The sequence below is a fragment of the Pseudomonas sp. DTU_2021_1001937_2_SI_NGA_ILE_001 genome (assembly GCF_032463525.1).
In the GTDB taxonomy this organism is placed as follows: Bacteria; Pseudomonadota; Gammaproteobacteria; order Pseudomonadales; family Pseudomonadaceae; genus Aquipseudomonas.
This window is the reverse complement of sequence record NZ_CP135971.1, coordinates 1,762,251-1,780,912: the sequence shown is the minus strand read 5'-3', so window position 1 is coordinate 1,780,912 and position 18,662 is coordinate 1,762,251. Positions and strand designations below refer to the sequence as shown.

General features: G+C 66.1%; 17 protein-coding genes. 5 read left to right on the top strand and 12 right to left on the bottom strand.

From position 1 onward, the window contains the following. Positions 1-5 precede the first annotated feature (5 nt). From RRX38_RS07360 to RRX38_RS07350, 3 genes are all read right to left on the bottom strand, one after another. Positions 6-1,526 (bottom strand): amidase, encoded by a 1,521-nt coding sequence (locus RRX38_RS07360; protein ID WP_410524874.1) that lies wholly within the window; start codon positions 1,524-1,526, stop codon positions 6-8. 106 nt (positions 1,527-1,632) lie between these two features. After that, positions 1,633-2,544 (bottom strand): LysR family transcriptional regulator, encoded by a 912-nt coding sequence (locus RRX38_RS07355; RefSeq protein WP_295475133.1) that lies wholly within the window; start codon positions 2,542-2,544, stop codon positions 1,633-1,635. A gap of 72 nt (positions 2,545-2,616) precedes the next feature. Next, on the bottom strand, positions 2,617-3,855 hold the full coding sequence (locus tag RRX38_RS07350) for an MFS transporter (protein ID WP_315962081.1): 1,239 nt from the start codon (positions 3,853-3,855) through the stop codon (positions 2,617-2,619). A 318-nt stretch (positions 3,856-4,173) separates the two neighbouring features. Here RRX38_RS07350 and RRX38_RS07345 point away from each other — a divergent pair, with 318 nt between their 5' ends. Then, positions 4,174-4,896 (top strand): GNAT family N-acetyltransferase, encoded by a 723-nt coding sequence (locus RRX38_RS07345; RefSeq protein WP_315962080.1) that lies wholly within the window; start codon positions 4,174-4,176, stop codon positions 4,894-4,896. 12 nt (positions 4,897-4,908) lie between these two features. On the opposite strand, the gene RRX38_RS07340 is transcribed toward RRX38_RS07345, so the two are convergent. Beyond that, positions 4,909-5,646 carry a transporter substrate-binding domain-containing protein gene (locus RRX38_RS07340; RefSeq protein WP_315962079.1) on the bottom strand — a complete coding sequence of 246 codons (738 nt, stop codon included), beginning with the start codon at positions 5,644-5,646 and terminating at the stop codon, positions 4,909-4,911. A gap of 171 nt (positions 5,647-5,817) precedes the next feature. On the opposite strand from RRX38_RS07340, the gene dnaX reads away from it, so the two are divergent. The 4 genes from dnaX (at position 5,818) to recR (ending at position 10,154) form a co-directional block, all read left to right on the top strand. After that, positions 5,818-7,944, top strand: coding sequence for a DNA polymerase III subunit gamma/tau (gene dnaX, locus RRX38_RS07335; RefSeq protein WP_315962078.1), 2,127 nt, complete (start codon positions 5,818-5,820; stop codon positions 7,942-7,944). 61 nt (positions 7,945-8,005) lie between these two features. Continuing rightward, complete coding sequence (locus RRX38_RS07330; RefSeq protein ID WP_295475118.1) at positions 8,006-8,332, top strand: YbaB/EbfC family nucleoid-associated protein; 327 nt, start codon at positions 8,006-8,008, stop codon at positions 8,330-8,332. A gap of 122 nt (positions 8,333-8,454) precedes the next feature. After that, entirely contained in the window at positions 8,455-9,489 is a 1,035-nt protein-coding gene (locus tag RRX38_RS07325) for an NADP-dependent oxidoreductase (protein ID WP_315962077.1), read from the top strand. A 62-nt stretch (positions 9,490-9,551) separates the two neighbouring features. Further along, the gene (gene recR / locus RRX38_RS07320) at positions 9,552-10,154 is read left to right on the top strand and encodes a recombination mediator RecR (protein ID WP_295475112.1); all 603 of its coding nucleotides are present in this window, start codon (positions 9,552-9,554) and stop codon (positions 10,152-10,154) included. A gap of 226 nt (positions 10,155-10,380) precedes the next feature. Here the strand turns inward: recR and RRX38_RS07315 are convergent, their stop codons facing one another. The 8 genes from RRX38_RS07315 to ccoG form a co-directional block, all read right to left on the bottom strand. Next, positions 10,381-10,929: an adenine phosphoribosyltransferase gene (locus tag RRX38_RS07315; RefSeq protein WP_315962076.1), complete on the bottom strand. Its 549-nt coding sequence runs from the start codon at positions 10,927-10,929 to the stop codon at positions 10,381-10,383. A 91-nt stretch (positions 10,930-11,020) separates the two neighbouring features. Further along, a complete protein-coding gene (gene fnr, locus RRX38_RS07310; protein WP_295478377.1) occupies positions 11,021-11,755 on the bottom strand; it encodes a fumarate/nitrate reduction transcriptional regulator Fnr in 735 nt (244 codons plus the stop codon). Between the two features lie 101 nt (positions 11,756-11,856). Further along, the gene (gene hemN / locus RRX38_RS07305) at positions 11,857-13,239 is read right to left on the bottom strand and encodes an oxygen-independent coproporphyrinogen III oxidase (protein WP_295478380.1); all 1,383 of its coding nucleotides are present in this window, start codon (positions 13,237-13,239) and stop codon (positions 11,857-11,859) included. A 99-nt stretch (positions 13,240-13,338) separates the two neighbouring features. Then, a complete protein-coding gene (locus RRX38_RS07300) occupies positions 13,339-14,016 on the bottom strand; it encodes a sulfite exporter TauE/SafE family protein (RefSeq protein WP_315962075.1) in 678 nt (225 codons plus the stop codon). Then, positions 14,009-14,194 carry a cbb3-type cytochrome oxidase assembly protein CcoS gene (ccoS, locus tag RRX38_RS07295; protein ID WP_295478385.1) on the bottom strand — a complete coding sequence of 62 codons (186 nt, stop codon included), beginning with the start codon at positions 14,192-14,194 and terminating at the stop codon, positions 14,009-14,011. Before ccoS ends, RRX38_RS07300 begins: the two co-directional genes overlap by 8 nt. After that, the gene (locus RRX38_RS07290; RefSeq protein ID WP_315962074.1) at positions 14,173-16,620 is read right to left on the bottom strand and encodes a heavy metal translocating P-type ATPase; all 2,448 of its coding nucleotides are present in this window, start codon (positions 16,618-16,620) and stop codon (positions 14,173-14,175) included. Before RRX38_RS07290 ends, ccoS begins: the two co-directional genes overlap by 22 nt. 26 nt (positions 16,621-16,646) lie before the next feature. Beyond that, positions 16,647-17,174 carry a FixH family protein gene (locus tag RRX38_RS07285; protein ID WP_315962641.1) on the bottom strand — a complete coding sequence of 176 codons (528 nt, stop codon included), beginning with the start codon at positions 17,172-17,174 and terminating at the stop codon, positions 16,647-16,649. A 3-nt stretch (positions 17,175-17,177) separates the two neighbouring features. Next, the gene (ccoG, locus tag RRX38_RS07280) at positions 17,178-18,593 is read right to left on the bottom strand and encodes a cytochrome c oxidase accessory protein CcoG (RefSeq protein WP_315962073.1); all 1,416 of its coding nucleotides are present in this window, start codon (positions 18,591-18,593) and stop codon (positions 17,178-17,180) included. Between the last annotated feature and the right edge of the window lie 69 nt (positions 18,594-18,662).

The window sequence follows — 18,662 nt, the reverse complement described above, 5'->3', positions numbered from 1 at the left end:
GAGGATCAGACCGCCGACAGGCCGGCGCTGCTCGCTACCGGCGTGTCCAGCGGCGGGTGGGTGACTGGGCTGCGCAGGTCGACCTGGGTGGCGCGCAGGGCTTCCAGATCTGGCCGGGGGCGGCGCAGGGCGGGGTCCTGTTCGCAATGCGCCTCCAGGGCACGGGCGGCGATCAGCAGTTCCAGGTCGCCCCGGAAGCGCCCGATCACCTGCATGCCGAATGGCATGCCGCGATGGTCGCGGCCCATGGGCATCGACAGCGCCGGGTTGGTGGCCAGGGTCACCACGTAGGTCAGGGCCAGCCAGCGGTAATAGTTCTCCAGCGCCACGCCGTTGACTGCGCTGAGATAAGGCTCGGCCCAAGGGAAGGGCGAGACCGGCGTGGTCGGCGAAAGGATCAGGTCGTAGCGGCTGAACAGCTGCTGGAAGCGGCGGAAGATGCGCGTCTGCTCGGCACCGGCCCACACGCAGTCCTTCAGAGTCAGTTTGGCGCCCATCTCGTAGTTGGCGCGGGGGTTGGGGCCGAGCGCGTCCGGGTCTTTCTCGTAGGCGGCCTGCAGGCTGCCGACGAAGGCTTCAGCGCGCAGTACGTCGAAGCAGCGGTGCGCCTCGGGCATGTCGATGTCCACCGGCTCGCAGACGGCGAACACCGATTTCAGCGCGGCGATCTTGTCGCGGAACACCTGGCGGATGCCGTCGTCGACCTCGCACACGCCGAAGTCTTCGGTGTAGCCGACCCGCAGTTGCGAGAGGTCGGCCTGGCCGGTCAACCGGGCCGGCATTTCGCAGGCGTAGCTCAATGGGTCACCCTGTGCCAACCCGGTGGTGGCCGCCAGCTGCAGCCAGGTGTCCTCGACATTACGGCCCATCGGGCCGACCACCGAGATCGGTGTCCAGCCCAGCAGCTTGCGCTCGCTGGGTACCAGGCCGGGGGAGGTGCGCAGGCCCACCACGCCGCATTTGGCAGCGGGAATGCGCAGCGAGCCACCGGTGTCCGAGCCGCTGCACAGCGGCACCATGTCCACCGCCAGGGCCGCCGCCGAGCCGCCGGACGAACCGCCGGCATTCAGGGCCGGGTCGAAGGGGTTGCCGGTGGCGCCCCAGACCGGGTTGCGGGTGTTGGCCCCGGCGCCCATCTCCGGCACGTTGGTCTTGCCCACCACTATGGCCCCGGCGGCGCGCAGGCGGCGCACCAGTTCGTTGTCCTGCTCGGGCACGTTGCCGCGATACAGCGGCGAGCCGTAGGTGGTCAGCAGGCCAGCGGTCTCTTCCAGGTCCTTGATGCCGATCGGCAGGCCATCGAGCAGGCCGCGCTGCTGGCCCTTGGCGATGGCTCGCTCGCTGGCCACGGCTTCGTCGCGGGCACGGTCGAACGAGGTGGCGCAAAAGGCGTTGATCTTCGGGTTGAGGCTTTCGATGCGGTCGATGCAGGCCTCGAGCAGTTCGACCGGCGACAGCTCCCGCGTGTCGATCAGTCGCTTGAGTTCGACGGCGCTGTTTTCCAGCAGGTCTTGGGCATTGCGCATGAGGGCTTCCTGAGTCGGGTTCGAGGAAATACTAAGAAGCGCCGGAGGCTGCCAACAACCGACTTTTTCAGAAGGCTGCCTTGCCGTTTGCAGATGGCCGGGGCGCTCAGGTGTCGCCGGGCAACACGCCCTGGATGTAGTCGATGAACGACTGCAGCGGCCCGCTCAGCGGGCGCCGGGCCAGGGTCTGGATTTCGATGGAACGTTCACTGCCGCGCAGCTCGGGGACTTCCAGGGCGATCAGTTGGCCGGTCTGCAGGCGTTCACGGGCGAACAGCTCACCGCAGAAGGTGATGGCGTGGCCAGCCATGCAGAAGTTGAGCAGGCTCTCCAGGTGGTCGGTGTCGAGGATGCTGCGGTAGTTGATGCCTTCACGGCTGCTGTACAGGTCGAGCAACTGGCGGATGGTGGTGTGCGGGCCGGGCAGTGCAAGGGGGTGCCTGACCACCTCATGCAGTGCCAGGCTGCCTTGTCCTGCCAATTCATGCTGTGGCGCGACCAGGGCCAGCACCGGCGCCGGCTGGCTGTACGCCACGCTGATGCCCTTGGCTGCGCCCAGGCTGAAGGAAAAGCCGATATCCACTTCGCCCTCGCGGACCCTGCGCGTCACCTCTGCGGCCGTGGCCACGTCGATGCGAAAACAGCTGTTGGCACCGCGCTGACGAAACCCAGCGATGGCCCGTGGCAGGCAGTGCGACGCAAAGCCCTCGGTGCAAGCGATGCTGATCAGCGCTTCAGACTGGTCACGCAACGCGGCGATTTCCTGGCTGACCTGTTCGGCATCCAGCAGGGTGCGGCGTGCGTAGGCGGCCAGCAGCTCACCCGCCGGGCTCAGGGCAACGCCGCGCGACTGACGTTCGAGCAAGGGCGAGCCCAGTTCATTTTCCAGGCGACTGATCTGCCGGCTGACCGCCGAAGGCACCACATGCAGGCGGCTGGCGGCCTCGCTGATCGAGCCGCTGTTGACCACCTGGAGGAAGTAGCGGATCGCGGTTTCACTGAGGGTTCGGGCGCTCATGGTGGCGGGTTGCTCCGGTCTTGCAAGGCTGGAGCCCAGAGCCTAACGCATTCGCCACCCGGTCGCCGGGCCTCATGCTTCATGCATGTTGGCCTGCTGTACAGCCAACACCTTGCGGTCGCTGATCGACAGGCTGATCAGGGTGGCCGCCACCGTGGCGCAGAGCAGGAACAGGAAGGCGGATTCGTAGGTGCCGTAGTGTGCCACCAGAAAACCGATGACCATCGGCGAGACGAAGCCCGCCACCTGGCCGCCGAAGTTGACCATGCCGATGCCGGTACCGACCAGGCGCTGGGCGAGTATCTTGGTGGGCAGGGCGAAGGCGGTGGCGAACACGAAGGATTTGAAGAAGTACACGATGGCTTGATAAGTGATGACCTCGGTGGTGCTCTGCGACTGGTACATGCCGTAGAGAAACAGGCCGGTGAGCGCGCAACTGGCGGTCATCAGCAGTTTTTCCCGACCATCGAAGTAGCGGGTCATCAGCCAGCCGCCCATCGCCGAGGCGATGCTCGCGGTGATGAAGGGCAGAGGCACCAGCATGCCGACGGTCTTCAGGTCCAGGCCGCGGGCGGTGAGCAGGTACATCGGCATCCAGGCGTCCAGCCCCTTGTTGACCAGGCCGAGGGAGAACCACACCAGTACGATCTTCCACAGCAGTGGCATGCGCAGCAGCACCTTGGCGTCGACCTTGCCGGCGCTGCCGCTGGCCACGTGCGACTGGTAGTTGCCATAGGCCTCGGGGCGCTTGACCAGCCAGGCGAAGCCGAGGGCAAACAGGATGCCGGCCACACCGATGGCCAGGAACACGTCACGCCAGCCCAGCCAGACCAGCAGCGGGGTGATGATCAGCGGTGCGGCGAAACTGCCGGTGTAGTTGGAAGAGATGAGCAGGCTGGTCATCTTCGGCCGGTCGGCGCGGGTGTACAGCTCGGCCACACCCTTGACCGCTGCCGACGGATAGCTGCCTTCGCCCAGGCCGAACAGGAAGCGGATCACCAGTAACGAGGCCAGTGACCAGGCCAGGCCGGTCATCAGTGTGAACACCGACCACAGCGCGATGGAGACCACCACCACCCATTTGGCGCCGAAGCGGTCGGCCAGCCAGCCGCCAGGAATCTGCATCACGGCATAACCCAGGTAGAACGCGCTGAGCACCACGCCCAGCTCCCCGGCGCCCAGGTGGAAGTCTTCGCCGATGTGCGACAGGGCCAGGGAGATGGCGGCGCGGTCGATATAGGAAATGACGTAGCCCAGGTACAGCAGGGCAAAGACGAAGAGAGACTTGTGCAACGCGTTATTGGTTTTCATGATTCTGCGCACCTGTCGGTTGGCCAGCGGGTCCTGGCATCCTAGGAGCGCGTTCGCGAGGGTCACAAGTGACGAATTTAGAGCCGAGTCGTGCCAAAAATGCACAGCACGGCGATGGTGCGCAGGCCCCGGTTTTGGGGCGCTGGAGAGCGCCGGATGTCGGCAGGCGTGCACCAAGGGTGTGCCGGTCATGGCGCTTGGACCGGTTGTCCGGTCGGTCGAAAAAAACCGGAAAAGTCCCTGGCGATCGGTTCGGCACCCTGCCGCTGGCCTGGGTTATCATGCGGCCCAGTCAACCGCGAGCCCGTCATTGCTTCCATGTTCACCATCACCCGCCTGGAAAACCCGCCGCCCGAGTCGATCAAGAACCAGATCATGCAGATGGTCATCGACTACGTGACCGATATCGGCATGGTCGGCATCCTGCCCAGCAATCCCCTGTACCCGCTGTACCAGTACGGCGTCGGCTTCGAGGTCAACCGCTACCAGGAGGCCATGGACGGCTCGCTGGGGCTGGCCGTGGAACTGATCGTGGCCCTGGACGGCGAAGACCCGACGCAGGTGATCGGCTTTCTGCTTTACCTGCCCTATGAAGACGACCCGCAGGCCTGCGCCGTGGCCTACATGGCCGTGCGCGCCGGCTGGCGTCGGCATGGTGTGGCGCGCGGCATGCTCGCTGTCATGTTGCAGCGCTACCCGCACGCGGAACTGGCCTGCTTCGCCAGCAAGGTGCCGTGTTTCGAAGCCCTGGGCTTTCAGGTGCTCGGCGCACGCGGGCCGCAGGTGCTGATGAACACCCGCGACCATGCCTCCAACGGGCGCCTGGCGGTGCTCGATGTGGAACCCATCTACCGCAGCGAGGAAGTACGGCAGATCCACGCCTACCTGCTCAACCGCCACGGGCGGCGGGCCATGGTTGATGCCGAGAAGAGCCGTGACCGGCACATGGACCGCCTGGCCCGGCAGGCCGACGCGCTGGTGGTCGACCGTCTGGGCGATGGAGTGCTCAACCCCGAGCGGCGCCCGCTGCGCCTGGTCTGAAGCGGCGGCCTGTCAGCGGCGGGGAGCGTAGCGCTCGACGATGCGCTGGATCTCGCCTGATTTGCGCATGGCCTGCAGGGTGTCGAGAATCTGCTGCACCGGCAGGGCAGGGTCCTTGCGCACCAGACACGCGGCGTCCTGTTCACTGACCGTGGCGACTACCTTGAGGCGCTGTTCGGGTGGCAGCTCCCGGTTGATCCAGTCCATCGCCAGCTGGTTGCTGATTGCATAGTTGTAGCGGCCCGCCACCAGCATGCGCAGCACCTGCTCCTGGTTGCGGGCGTCTTCGCGTACCAGGCGGTGGCTATCGAACAGGTGCTGCAAGGCAGGGTAGTTGTAACCGGTGACGGTGCCGATCACCTCGTTGTCGAACTGCTCGGGGTAGGGGCCGACGGTCAGCGGTGCCGCCACCAGCAGGTCGCGCTGCACCAGGATCGGCACGCTCCAGGCGTAGTCACCGCGCAGGTCGCCCAGCCAGGACTTGGCGATGTAGCAGCGCACGTCGATGTCCGCGCTCTCCAGCGCACCCTGGATGCGCAGGCGGGGCATGACGTGGTACTCGGCCTGGCGACCGACCTGGCGCGCCAGGCTGTCGAAGATTTCCAGGAGGATGCCGCTGGTCGGCTGGTGGTTTTCCAGGTGCATCAGCGGCATCGACCAGCTTTCCGACACCGAGAAGCGCAGCGCAGCCGGTTCGGCGATGCCTTCCTGGCTCAGCAGCAGCGACAGGCTCAGCAGTAACTTGCGCATGGAAATTCCCGGCCTGCGGCCTGATAGAGGAAGGTTGAGGCATGACACTCTGACATCTTTGTCTTTTATCCGTTGCTGTCGAGTGAGTGAAGGGGTGTGACACCAGATGCAATTTTAGCCTTGCTCCGCTAGGATTAGCGGTCTTCCGCTTACCCTTCGCGACGGTTTTCGATGAGTTATCAGGTTCTTGCACGTAAATGGCGTCCGCGCTCGTTCCGCGAAATGGTCGGCCAGACCCATGTGCTCAAGGCTCTGATCAACGCCCTGGACAGCCAGCGTCTGCACCATGCCTATCTGTTCACCGGTACCCGCGGGGTGGGCAAGACCACCATCGCGCGGATCATCGCCAAGTGCCTCAACTGCGAAACCGGCATCACCTCCAGCCCGTGCGGCACCTGCTCGGTGTGCCAGGAGATCGACGATGGCCGCTTCGTCGACCTGATCGAGATCGACGCCGCCAGCCGCACCAAGGTCGAGGATACCCGCGAGCTGCTCGACAACGTGCAGTACGCGCCGAGCCGCGGGCGCTTCAAGGTCTACCTGATCGACGAAGTGCACATGCTTTCCAGCCACTCCTTCAACGCCTTGCTCAAGACGCTGGAGGAGCCGCCGCCCTACGTCAAGTTCATCCTCGCCACCACCGACCCGCAGAAACTGCCGGCCACCATCCTGTCGCGCTGCCTGCAGTTCTCGCTGAAGAACATGACCCCCGAGCGGGTGGTCGAGCACCTCAGCCATGTCCTGGGCGCCGAGAACGTGCCGTTCGAGGACGATGCCCTGTGGCTGCTGGGCCGCGCCGCCGATGGCTCGATGCGCGATGCCATGAGCCTTACCGACCAGGCCATCGCCTTCGGCGAAGGCAAGGTCATGGCCGCCGATGTGCGCGCCATGCTGGGTACCCTGGACCACGGGCAGGTGTTCGACGTGCTGGGCGCGCTGCTGCAGGGTGATGCCCGGGCGCTGCTCGAAGCCGTCCGGCACCTGGCTGAACAAGGCCCGGACTGGAACGGCGTGCTGGCGGAAATGCTCAACGTGCTGCACCGCGTGGCCATCGCCCAGGCCTTGCCTGAAGCGGTGGACAACGGCCATGGCGACCGCGAGCGGGTTCTGGCCCTGGCCCAGGCCCTGCCCGGCGAAGACGTACAGTTCTATTACCAGATGGGCCTGATTGGCCGTCGTGACCTGCCGCTGGCACCAGACCCGCGCAGCGGTTTCGAAATGGTCCTGCTGCGCATGCTGGCGTTCCGCCCCGCCGATAGCGACGGTGCGCCGAGTCAACCGCTAAAGCCAGTGGGAGTCAGCCAGGCCAGAGTTGACTCCCAGCCCGCCCTGGCCCAGCCGGCCAGCGTCGCGCCAACCGCCACGCCAGCACCCGAGCCGACGCCCCAGGTGGCATCACCGGCGGCCGCGCCAGCCCCGGTGGTGCCCGCAGTCGCCGCTGCCCAGCCAGCGCCGCAAGCTGAATCCCGGCCAGCACCCGACCCCGAGCCACAAGTCGTGGATGTGCCCTGGGATACGCAGCCGGCGAGCGCGCGACCCGAACCGGTGCCGGCTGCGCCAGTCAGCGCCGAACCGGTCCTGGAAACCCGCGCCGAGCCGCCCGAGCTGCCCGCCATGCCGGCACCTGTACCCGCCAGCCCGGTGCCGGATGCACCGCAGGCCGAACAGGCGCCTGCACCGGATCGCAGCACCGGTGGCCTGGAAGACATTCCCGACAGCGCCTACTTGTCGATGCCACCGCAAATGGACGACGAGGGCGCCCAGGACGACGACTACAGCGAGCCAGAGGTCGACATCGACCCGGCGTCGGTGAGCCTGCTCGATGAGCTGGCCCACGACCACGTGCATGACGAAGACGAGCCGGAGCCCGAGCCTGAACCGGCCGCCATGCCGGCCACGGGGCTGGCCTTGGAATGGCTGCAGATGTTTCCCAAGCTGGCGATTTCCGGCATGACCGGCAGCATCGCCGCCAACTGCACCCTGATCAGCATCGAGGGCGACCGCTGGCTGTTGCACCTGGACCCGGCGCACAGCGCGCTGTTCAACGCCACCCAGCAGCGGCGCCTCAACGACGCGTTGAACCAGTATCATGGCAGCGCCATCCAACTGCATATCGAGCTGGTGCGCCCCGAGCAGGAAACCCCGGCGCAGGCCGCTGCCCGGCAACGTGCCGAACGTCAGCGCCAGGCCATCGCGTCGATCCATGCCGATCCGTTCGTCCAGCACATGATGCAACAGTTTGGCGCGGTGGTTCGGGAGGATACGATCAAGCCGGTGGATGCCGTGCCGGCGCAATGAACGAACGCACGGCGCCAGTGGCGGCGTGCAAAGCAACCATGCATTTTCGAGGAGATATCCCATGATGAAAGGTGGCATGGCTGGCCTGATGAAGCAGGCCCAGCAGATGCAGGAAAAAATGGCCAAGATGCAGGAAGAACTGGCCAATGCCGAAGTCACCGGCCAGTCCGGCGCCGGCCTGGTGAGCGTGGTGATGACCGGTCGTCACGACGTCAAGCGCATCACCCTGGACGACAGCCTGATGCAGGAAGACAAGGAAGTGCTGGAAGACCTGATCGCCGCTGCCGTCAACGACGCAGTGCGCAAGATCGAGCAGTCCAGCGCCGAGAAGACCGCCAGCATGACCGCCGGTCTGCAACTGCCGCCGGGCATGAAGCTGCCGTTCTGACGGTGCTTTTCCTGCCGTGACCAATGCCAGGCTTGTCCTGGCATTTTCATGTCGATCGAACGCTGGCGGCTGAGCATGGTCTGCCCTCTACGTGTTTCTGAAAGCCAGCAGAGGAGTGTTCCATGACTCAAGACAGCGTGCTCAACCAGCGTTTCGTCCTGGCGTCCCGACCCAAGGGCCGCCCCACGCTAGAGAACTTTCGCATGGAGCGCGAGACCCTGCCGGAGCTGCAGGGCGGCCAGGTGCAACTGCGTACCCTGTACCTGTCGCTGGACCCCTACATGCGGGGGCGCATGAGTGACGCGCCGTCCTATGCCGAACCGGTGCAGATCGGCGCGGTGATGGAGGGCGGCGCAGTCAGTGTCGTGGAGCAATCGCTCAACTCGCACTTCCAGCCCGGTGACCTGGTGGTCGGTCAGACCGGCTGGCAGACCCACAGCGTCAGCGATGGCTCGGCGCTGTTCAAGCTGCCCAAGGACCTGCCGCGTCCTTCCCTGGCGCTGGGCGCCTTGGGCATGCCGGGGATGACCGCCTACATGGGGCTGATGGACATCGGCAAGCCCAAGGCGGGCGAGACCCTGGTGGTCGCCGCCGCATCCGGCGCCGTCGGTTCGGTGGTCGGCCAGGTGGCCAAGCTCAACGGTCTGCGGGCGGTGGGTATCGCCGGCGGCCCGGACAAGTGCCGCTACGTGGTCGAAGAGCTGGGCTTCGACGCCTGCATCGACCATCGCAGCGATGACTTTGCCGCGCAACTGGCCGAGGCCTGCCCGCAGGGCATCGACGTCTACTACGAACTGGTCGGTGGCAAGGTGCTCGAAGCCGTATTGCCGCTGCTCAATGCCCATGCTCGCATTCCGTTGTGCGGGGTGATCGCCCAGTACAACGCCGATGGCGACTTCGAGGGCCCCGACCAGCTGCCGCTGATGATGCGCACCTTGCTGACCAAGCGCGTGCATGTGCAGGGCTTCATCGTCTTCGAGGCCTACGGGCATCGGCGCCAGGAGTTCATCGAAGCCATGACCCCGCTGGTCACCTCCGGCAAGGTCAAGTTCCGCGAAGACGTGGTCCAGGGGCTGGAGGCCGCGCCCGAGGCGCTGATCGGCCTGCTCGAAGGGCGCAACTTCGGCAAGCTGGTGGTCGAGGTTTCCCAGCTGTGATTGACGCTGGTGACAAGGCGCGGTTATAAACCGCGTCTTTCGATTGCCCGGGACCCTTTTCCATGAGCTTCAGCCCCCTGATCCGCCAACTGATCGACGCCTTCCGCGTACTGCCCGGCGTGGGTCAGAAGACCGCCCAGCGCATGGCCTTGCAACTGCTGGAGCGTGACCGCAGCGGTGGCTCGCGCCTGGCCCTGGCGTTGCAGCAGGCCATGGACGGCGTGGGGCATTGCCAGCGTTGCCGTACCCTCACCGAGGAAGAACTGTGCCTGCAGTGCGCCGACCCGCGTCGTGACGACACGCTGCTGTGCGTGGTGGAAGGGCCAACCGACGTGTACGCCGTCGAGCAGACCGGCTACCGGGGGCGCTACTTCGTGCTCAAGGGGCACCTTTCGCCCCTCGATGGCCTGGGGCCGGAGGCCATCGGCATTCCCCAGTTGATGGAGCGCATCGACAGCCAGGGCTCGTTCACCGAGGTGATTCTGGCCACCAACCCGACGGTGGAAGGTGAAGCCACCGCGCATTACATCGCCCAGCTGCTTCACGAGAAAGGTCTGACCGCCTCGCGCATCGCCCATGGCGTGCCGCTGGGTGGCGAGCTGGACCTGGTCGACGGCGGCACTCTGGCCCACTCGTTCGCGGGCCGCAAACCCATCACCCTGTAGGAACGGCTTGAGCCGCGAAGAAATCCCGGCTAAAGCCAATACAGTTCAGTTAGCCGTTATTTGGCTCGGTAGGAGCGGCTTTAGCCGCGAAAGTGCGAGGAAATTCACTGCATCTGTTGTGAACATGCGTTCGCTTCGCGGCTGAAGCCGCTCCTACCCGGTCTAACTGACCCGTATGGCGGCTAAAGCCGGTCCAGCCAGGTGAAAGCGGCCACGACCTCCTGTGTTACATCTCGTCGAGGCTGTAGCGGGTCAGGCAGAAGGTCGGTACCTGCTGGTCGTTGAGGCGTTGCGAGCCGCCCAGTTGCGGCAGGTCGATGATCGCCGCGGCCTCGTGGACCTTGGCGCCCATGCGGCGGATCAGGTTGACGGCGGCGAGCAGGGTGCCGCCGGTGGCGATCAGGTCATCGAACAGCACCACGCTGTCGCCGTCGCACAGGCTGTCGGCGTGCACTTCCAGGAACGCCTGGCCGTACTCGGTCTGGTAACCCTCGGCCAGCACGTCGGCCGGCAGCTTGCCCTGCTTGCGGAACAGCACCAGCGGCTTGTTCAGTTCGTAGGCGACCACCGAACCGATCAGGAAGCCCCGGGCGTCCATTACGCCGATGTGGTTGAAGTCGGCGTCGATATAGCGCTGCACGAACTGGTCGACGACCTGGCGCGTGGCCTTGGGCGACTGGAACAGTGGGGTGATGTCACGGAACACCACGCCAGGCTTGGGGAAGTCCACCACGGGGCGGATCAGGGATTTGATGAGGGAATCGTCGAAAGTCATGCGTACTGTCCGGTGCAAGAGTGCCCGGTAGTATAGGGGCTGTCGGGGCTCGACCGCGACCGTCGATGCACCCGGCAGCCTGGCTGCACGCTCAGCTTTCCATCGCGCCACCGGCCAGCGCGCACAGCTGGATCGGGTCGAGAATGTGGATTTCCTTGCCTTCGGCGGCGATCAGCTGGTTCTGCTGGAAGCGCGTGAACACCCGCGACACGGTTTCCACCGCCAGGCCCAGATGGTTGCCGATCTCGTTGCGCGACATGCTCAGGCGGAAATGATTGGCCGAGAACCCCCGGGCGCGGAAGCGGGCCGAGAGGTTCACCAGGAAGGTGGCGATGCGTTCGTCGGCGGTCTTCTTCGACAGCAGCAGCATCATCTGTTGGTCGTCGCGGATCTCGCGGCTCATCACCCGCATCAGTTGGCGACGCAGTTGTGGCAGCTGCACCGAAAGCTCATCGAGACGTTCGAAGGGAATCTCGCATACCGATGTGGTCTCCAGCGCCTGGGCCGAGACCGGATAGGCCTCGGCATCCATACCGGACATGCCCACCAGCTCGCTGGGCAGGTGGAAACCGGTGAGCTGCTCGGCACCGCCGTCGCTGATGCTGAAGGTCTTCAGCGCGCCGGAGCGCACGGCATAGACCGACTCGAAGGTATCGCCCTGGCGGAACAGGAATTCGCCCTTTTTCAGCGGGCGGCCGCGCTTGACGATCTGGTCGAGCGCGTCCATGTCCTCCAGATTGAGGGAGAGGGGCAGGCAAAGCGGGGCGAGACTGCAGTCCTTGCAATGAGCCTGGTTGTGAGCACGCATTTTGACTGGCTCAGACATCACTAGATTCCTTGTGGGATAAGCACACATAGGACGTAAGGTTAACTCACTCGGGGCGGCTTGAGCCAGCCGCGCGGCGCTTGCCAGGGTTCTCATGGGCTTCATATGACTCGTGAAAAGCGTTGGCTGTTCTGCGGGTTGAGGTAGGCGTCGAACAGCATGCACACCCCGCGCACCAGCAGGCGCCCGGCGGGCAGCACGCGGATCCCATGCGCGTCCAGGGCGATCAGGCCATCACTGGCCATGGCGTGCAGGGGCGCTTGGAGGTCCCGGAAGTAATGCGCGAAGTCGATGCCGAACGCCTGCTCGATGCGGGTGAAATCCAGCTCGAAATGGCAGATCAGCTGCTGGATGACTGCCCGGCGGATACGGTCGTCGTCATTGCACAGCAGGCCGCGCTTGGTGGCCAGCTGGTCGCTGCCCAGCAGGCTCTGATAGTCGTTGAGATCGCTGCTGTTCTGGCAGTACAGGTCGCCGATCTGGCTGATTGCCGAGACCCCCAGCCCGAGCAGGTCGCAATGCCCATGCGTGGTGTAGCCCTGGAAGTTGCGTTGCAGCGTGCCTTCTTCCTGGGCAATGGCCAGTTCGTCGTCGGGCAGGGCGAAGTGGTCCATGCCGATGTAGCGGTAGCCGGCGCCGGTCAGTTGCTCGATGGTGCGTTCGAGCATCTGCAGTTTCTGCTCCGGGCGCGGCAAGGCCTGGGTGTCGATGCGCCGCTGCGGCATGAAGCGTTCGGGCAGGTGCGCATAGTTGAACACCGACAGACGGTCGGGCTGCAGGGCGATGATTTCCTCCACCGTGCGGGCGAAGCCCTCGGGGGTTTGCAACGGCAGGCCGTAGATCAGGTCGATGTTCACCGAGCGGAACTGCAGGGTACGCGCCGCTTCGACGATAGCGCGGGTCTGCTCCAGGCTCTGCAGGCGGTTGACCGCACGCTGCACCGCCGGATCGAGATCCTGCACGCCGAGGCTGACCCGGTTGAAGCCCAGTTCGCGGAGCAGGCCCATGGACGACCAGTCGGCCTCGCGCGGGTCGATCTCGATGCCGTAGTCGCCGGAGTCGTCGTCCAGCAGATTGAAGTGCGTACGCAGCTGGGCCATCAGTTGACGCAGCTCGCCATGATTGAGGAAGGTCGGCGTGCCGCCGCCCAGATGCAGTTGCTCTACCACCTGGTCTGGCGCGAGGTGGCAGGCCAGCATCTTGATTTCATGTTCCAGGCGTTGCAGGTAGGCCTGAGCGCGGCTGCGGTCCTTGGTGACCACTTTGTTGCACGCGCAGTAGTAGCAGATGTTGGCGCAGAACGGGATGTGCGCGTACAGCGACAGTGGGCGCGAGGCCTTGCGACTTTCACGCAGGGCGTGCAGCAGGTCGAAGGCGCCGACCTGGGTATTGAACTGCACGGCGGTGGGGTAGGAGGTGTAACGCGGTCCTGCCAGATCGTAGCGACGGATCAGGTCAGAATCCCAACGAATGGCGTCGAGCATGCGGGCATTCCCCTGGTTAGGCTGGCGATGCCCGAGTCTAGGCGAGCCACTTGCCAGGCCTGTTGATATGCATCAAGGGTTTGCCAAAGGGGTCATCGTTCAGTGACCCATCAACAGGCGCTGGTGCGGACCCGGCAGGCTCCAGAGGCCGAAGGCGATGACCAGCAGGCCCCCGACAGTACGCAGCCCGCGACGGCGCAGCAGGGCCCGGGTACGTTCGGCGGCCAGGCCGGCGGCGAGCAGAACCGGCCAGGTGCCCAGGCCGAAGGCCAGCATCAGCGTCGCGCTGGTCAGCGCATTGCCCTGCAAGGCTGCCCACAGCAGCACGCTGTACACCAGCCCGCATGGCAGCCAGCCCCACAGGGCACCGACCAGGGCCGCGCGGGGCACGCTGTTCATCGGCAGCAGGCGGCGGGCCACAGGTTGCAGGTGGCGCCACAGGCCACGGCCGAGGCGTTCGATGTAAGTCAGCCCTTGCCACCAGCCGGCCAGGTACAGGCCCATGGCGATCAACAGCAGCGCAGCGATGACCCGCAGTATCAGGGCACCCGGCCCGTTGGCCACGGCGTGGCCGAGCAGGCCGGTGAGCAGCCCGGCCACCGCGTAGCTGGCAACCCGCCCGAGGTTGTAGGCCAGCAGCAGGCGCCAGCGGCGCTGGCGCTCAGGGACCGCCAGGGTCAGGGCGCCCATCAGCCCGCCGCACATGCCGATGCAGTGGCCGCCGCCGAGCACGCCGAACAGCAGCGCCGTGCCGAGCAGGCCGAGCAGCTCAGTCATGCCGCTCACGCGACTGCGCCGCAGCCTTGTGGGCCGGGTCTTCGTCGTCGAACAGGATGCTGTGTGCCGGGCTGTCCAGGTCGTCGTACTGGCCGCTGTCCACGGCCCAGAAGAACACCCGGATGGCGACGCCGACCAGCAGCAGGGCGGCGGGGATCATGATGTAGAGCGCAGGCATGCGGACTCCGGGGTCATCGGCAGAGGGGGTGTGACACGGCTCAGGCGCAGGGCATTGAGCACTACGATCAGCGAACTGAGCGACATGCCGATGGCCGCCCACATCGGCGTCACCCAGCCGAGGGCGGCGAACGGCAACACCAGGCCATTGTACAGCCCGGCCCACAGCAGGTTCTGGCGGATCACCCGGCGTGTGCGGCGTGCCAGCTCGAAGGCCTGCACCAGAGTGCCCAGGCGGTTGCACAGCAGCACGGCGTCGGCGCTGGTCTTGGCCAGGTCGGTGGCCGAACCCATGGCCACGCTGATGTCGGCGGCAGCCAGCACCGGCACGTCATTGATGCCGTCACCGAGCATCAGCACCTTGCGTCCCTCGCGGTGCAGGCCGTGCAGGACCTGCAGCTTGTCGTCGGGGCGCAGGCCGCCACGCGCGTCGTCGATACCCAGCTGCGCCGCCACCTGGGTGACCATCGGTGAGCTGTCGCCGGACAGCAGCAGGGTCCGCCAGCCGCGTGCGCGGCAGGCCTGGAGCAGATCAGGGGCGTCGTCGCGCAGGCGGTCGTCCAGCACCAGCCAGGCCAGCGCCCCCTGCTGGTTACCCAGCAGCAGCCACTGGCCGGAATCTTCGGGCACCGTCAGCGGCGTCGTACCGCTCAGGGCACAGACGAACGCCGGCTGGCCGATGCGCAGGCACTGCCCGTCTACCACGCCCTGCAGACCCAGGCCGGCATGCACCTGCAGGGCTTCGGCCACCTGCGTGCTGGGGCCGAAGGCGCGGGCGATCGGGTGTTGCGTGCGGTTTTCCAACGCGGCAGCGAGGCTCAGGCAGGTTTCGCCGTCCAGCTCCGCCAGGGGCAGCACCCGGCGCAATTGCAGGCGACCTTCGGTGAGGGTGCCGGTCTTGTCGAACACCACCGTGTCGACCTGCTCCAAGGCTTCGAGCACGTGCCCGCGGGTCAGCAGCAGGCCCAGGCGATGCAGGCTGCCGGTGGCGGCGGTCAGCGCCGTCGGAGTGGCCAGCGACAGGGCGCAGGGGCAGGTGGCGATGAGCATGGCCAGGACGATCCAGAAGGCCCGCGAGGGATCCAGTTGCCACCACAGGGCACCGACTGCCACGCAGGCCAGCAGCGAGCCCAGCAGGAACCACTGTGCCGCACGGTCGGCCAGGCGCGCCAGGCGCGGCTTGTCGGTCTGTGCGCGTTCGAGCAGGCGCACGATGGCCGACAGCCGCGTGTCCTGGCCCAGGGCCTGGACCTCCACGCTGAGCGGACTGTCGACGTTCAGGGTGCCGGCGGTGACCCGGTCACCCGGCTGGCGTGGCTGCGGCAGGTATTCGCCGGTAAGCAGTGATTCGTCGAGGCTGGACAACCCCTCGACGATACGCCCGTCGGCCGGCACCAGCGCACCGGGCAGCACCAGCACCCGGTCGCCCAGGCGCAGTTCGCTGAGTAGCACGCGTTGCTGTTGGCCCTGGGCGTCCAGGCGCAGGCAGGACGGCGGCAGCAGTCGCACCAGCTGCGTGGTGGCTGCAGCGGTGCGTTGTCGGGCGCGGCGTTCCAGGTAGCGGCCACTGAGCAGGAACAGAGCGAACATGCCCACCGCATCGAAATACAGCTCGCCCTGGCCGCTGATTGCGCTCCACACCCCGGCGCCATAGGCGGTGCCGATGGCCAGCGACACCGAGACGTCCATGCTCAGCTGGCGGTTGCGCAGGTCGCGGGCCGCGCCCTTGAACAGCGCTGCGCAGCTGTAGAAGACGATCGGTGTGGTGAGGAACATCGCCGCCCAGCGCAGGATGCTGTGCATCTCGGGGCTGAGGTCGATGTTGAATTCCGGCCAGGTGGCCATGGTCGCCATCATCGCCTGGAACCACAGCAGCCCGGCCACCCCCAGGCGGCGCAATGCCTGGCGGTTGTCTGCGGCCAGGCGCTCGCTGGCCTGGTCGGGCTGCCAGGGGTGGGCCAGGTAGCCGAGTTCGCGCAGCCCCTGCAGCAGCTCGCTCAGCGGGCGCTGCGCGGTGTCCCAGCGCAGCTGCAGGCGGTGGCTGGTGAGGTTCAGGCGGGCCTCGCTGACCCCCGGTACCGCCAGCAGGTAGCGCTCGATCAGCCAGCCACAGGCGGCGCACGTGATGCCTTCAACCAGCAGCGTCGCTTCGCAGGCCTGACCGTCTTCGCGCCCGAAGCCCTGTCGCACGTCGGGTCGGTCGTACAGGCGCAGCTCATCGGGCGGCGGTGTCGGCAGTTCCTGAGGGTTGCCGGCCGCCGTGCTGCGATGCCGGTAGTAAGCGTCCAGTCCACCGCTGACGATGGCTTCGGCCACCGCCTGGCAACCGGGGCAGCAGAAGGCGCGGGGTTCGCCCAGCACTTGGGCGATGAAGGGGCTGCCGGGTGGAACGGGCAGGGCGCAGTGATAGCAGGTCGCTGGATGCACGGCTGAAGGGGCGGGCCGAGGCGCAGTCAAGGCGCGGCCTGCAGCGGCTCGTCGCCCAGCACCAGGGTGCGGCCCGGACGCACGAATTCTTCTTCGAACAGGCGCCAGGTGCCGGCCTGTGCCTGGCCCAGCAGTTCGACGAAGCGCCGGCCATCGACCCGGTCATCGAGCTGGCCGATGTAGCGTCCGGTTTCGCCGGGGCTGCGCCGCAGCAGGATGTGGCGATCCTTGTCCGGCTGGGTCGGCGACAGCAGGTTGAGTTGCAGGGTGTCGGGCAGGCTGTCACCTGCCAGGCGCAGTTCGGCTTCGCCGGTCAGCTCGTCGAGGTTCAGGCTGGCGCGCAGCTTCAGGGCCAGGGCCAGCTGTTCGCGGTCCAGCGAGCGGTTGATGCCCTTGCCGGCCTCGTAATAGTTGTCGCTGACCAAGTTGACCGGATGCTGCACGGCGATCACCACCATGGTCAGGCTGAGGGTCACCGAACAGCCCAGCAGGCCGATGATGAACCACGGCCAGCGGTGCCGGTACCAGGGGACGGCGCTTGTGTTCAAGAGAATCTCCTAACGGACCTGCGGACCGATGAAGCGGCTTTTCGCGACAACCCGGTTATCGCTGTCGTCGATGTCTTGCAAGGTGAAGGTCACCTCATTGCTGCTCGATGGCATCTGTTCGGCAGCGCTGGACAGCTGCACCGCCAGGCTCAGGCTGTCGCCGGCCGCCACGCGGATCTCGCGCTGACCCTGCAGGCGCAGGTCGGGCAAGCCTGCAGCCTGCAACAGGTAGGTGTGCGGGTGCTGGTCCTTGTTGAGGATCTTCAGGCTGTAGACGTTCTCGATCCGCCCTTCGGCGTTCTCACGATAAAGCATGCGGTCCTTGGCGACATCCAGGCCGGTCAACGGGCGCATGGCGAAAGCGCTGGCCAGCAGGCCGAGCATGCTCAGCAGCACCAGCGCGTAGCCGATCAGTCGTGGCCGCAAGGTACGGGTTTGCTGGCCGGAAAGGTTGTGTTCGGTGGTGTAGCTAACCAGTCCGCGCGGGTAGCCCATCTTGTCCATCACCGTGTCGCAGGCGTCGATGCAGGCCGCGCAGCCGATGCAGGCGATCTGCAGGCCGTCGCGGATGTCGATGCCGGTGGGGCAGACCTGCACGCACAACGTGCAGTCGATGCACTCGCCCAGGCCCTGGCTCTTGAAGTCTGCCTGACGACGCCTTGGGCCGCGTGGTTCGCCGCGACGCGGGTCGTAGGAGACGATCAGCGTGTCCTTGTCGAACATCACACTCTGGAAGCGCGAATAGGGACACATGTGCACGCATACCTGTTCGCGCAGCCAGCCGGCGTTGCCGTAGGTGGCCAGGGTGAAGAAGCCGACCCAGAAATACGCCCAGCCGTCGGCCTGGCCGGTGAACAGCTCGATGCACAGTTCGCGAATCGGCGCGAAGTAGCCGACGAAGGTCAGCCCGGTGACAAAGCCGATCAGCAGCCACAGGCCGTGTTTGGCGCTCTTGCGCAGCAGCTTGCTGGCGCTGGCCGGCGCCTTGTCGAGCTTGATGCGCTGGTTGCGGTCGCCTTCGGTGAGCTTCTCGCACCACATGAACATCCAGGTCCAGACGCTTTGCGGGCAGGTGTAGCCGCACCACACTCGACCGGCGTAGACCGTGATGAAGAACAGCCCGAAAGCGGCAACGATGAGAATGCCCGAAAGCAGGATGAAATCCTGTGGCCAGAAGGTCGAGCCGAAGATGTAGAACTTGCGTTCCGGCAGGTTCCACCACACCGCCTGGCGGCCGTTCCAGCTCAGCCATACGGTGCCGAAGTAGATCAGCATCAGCAGTGCGCCACCGGCCATCCGCAGGTTGCGGAAGAAACCGCTGAAGGCGCGGGTGTGGATCTTTTCCCGGGCGGCGTACAGGTCGACGCCTTCGCTGTTCGGGGCGGGCGGCGGGGTGATGTCTTGTAGCGGTATCCGATGACTCATCGCAACGTCCCACGGCAGTAGCAGAGTGCCCGGTTCAGGCCGGGACGGGGGGGCTTCCTTGTACCTCGA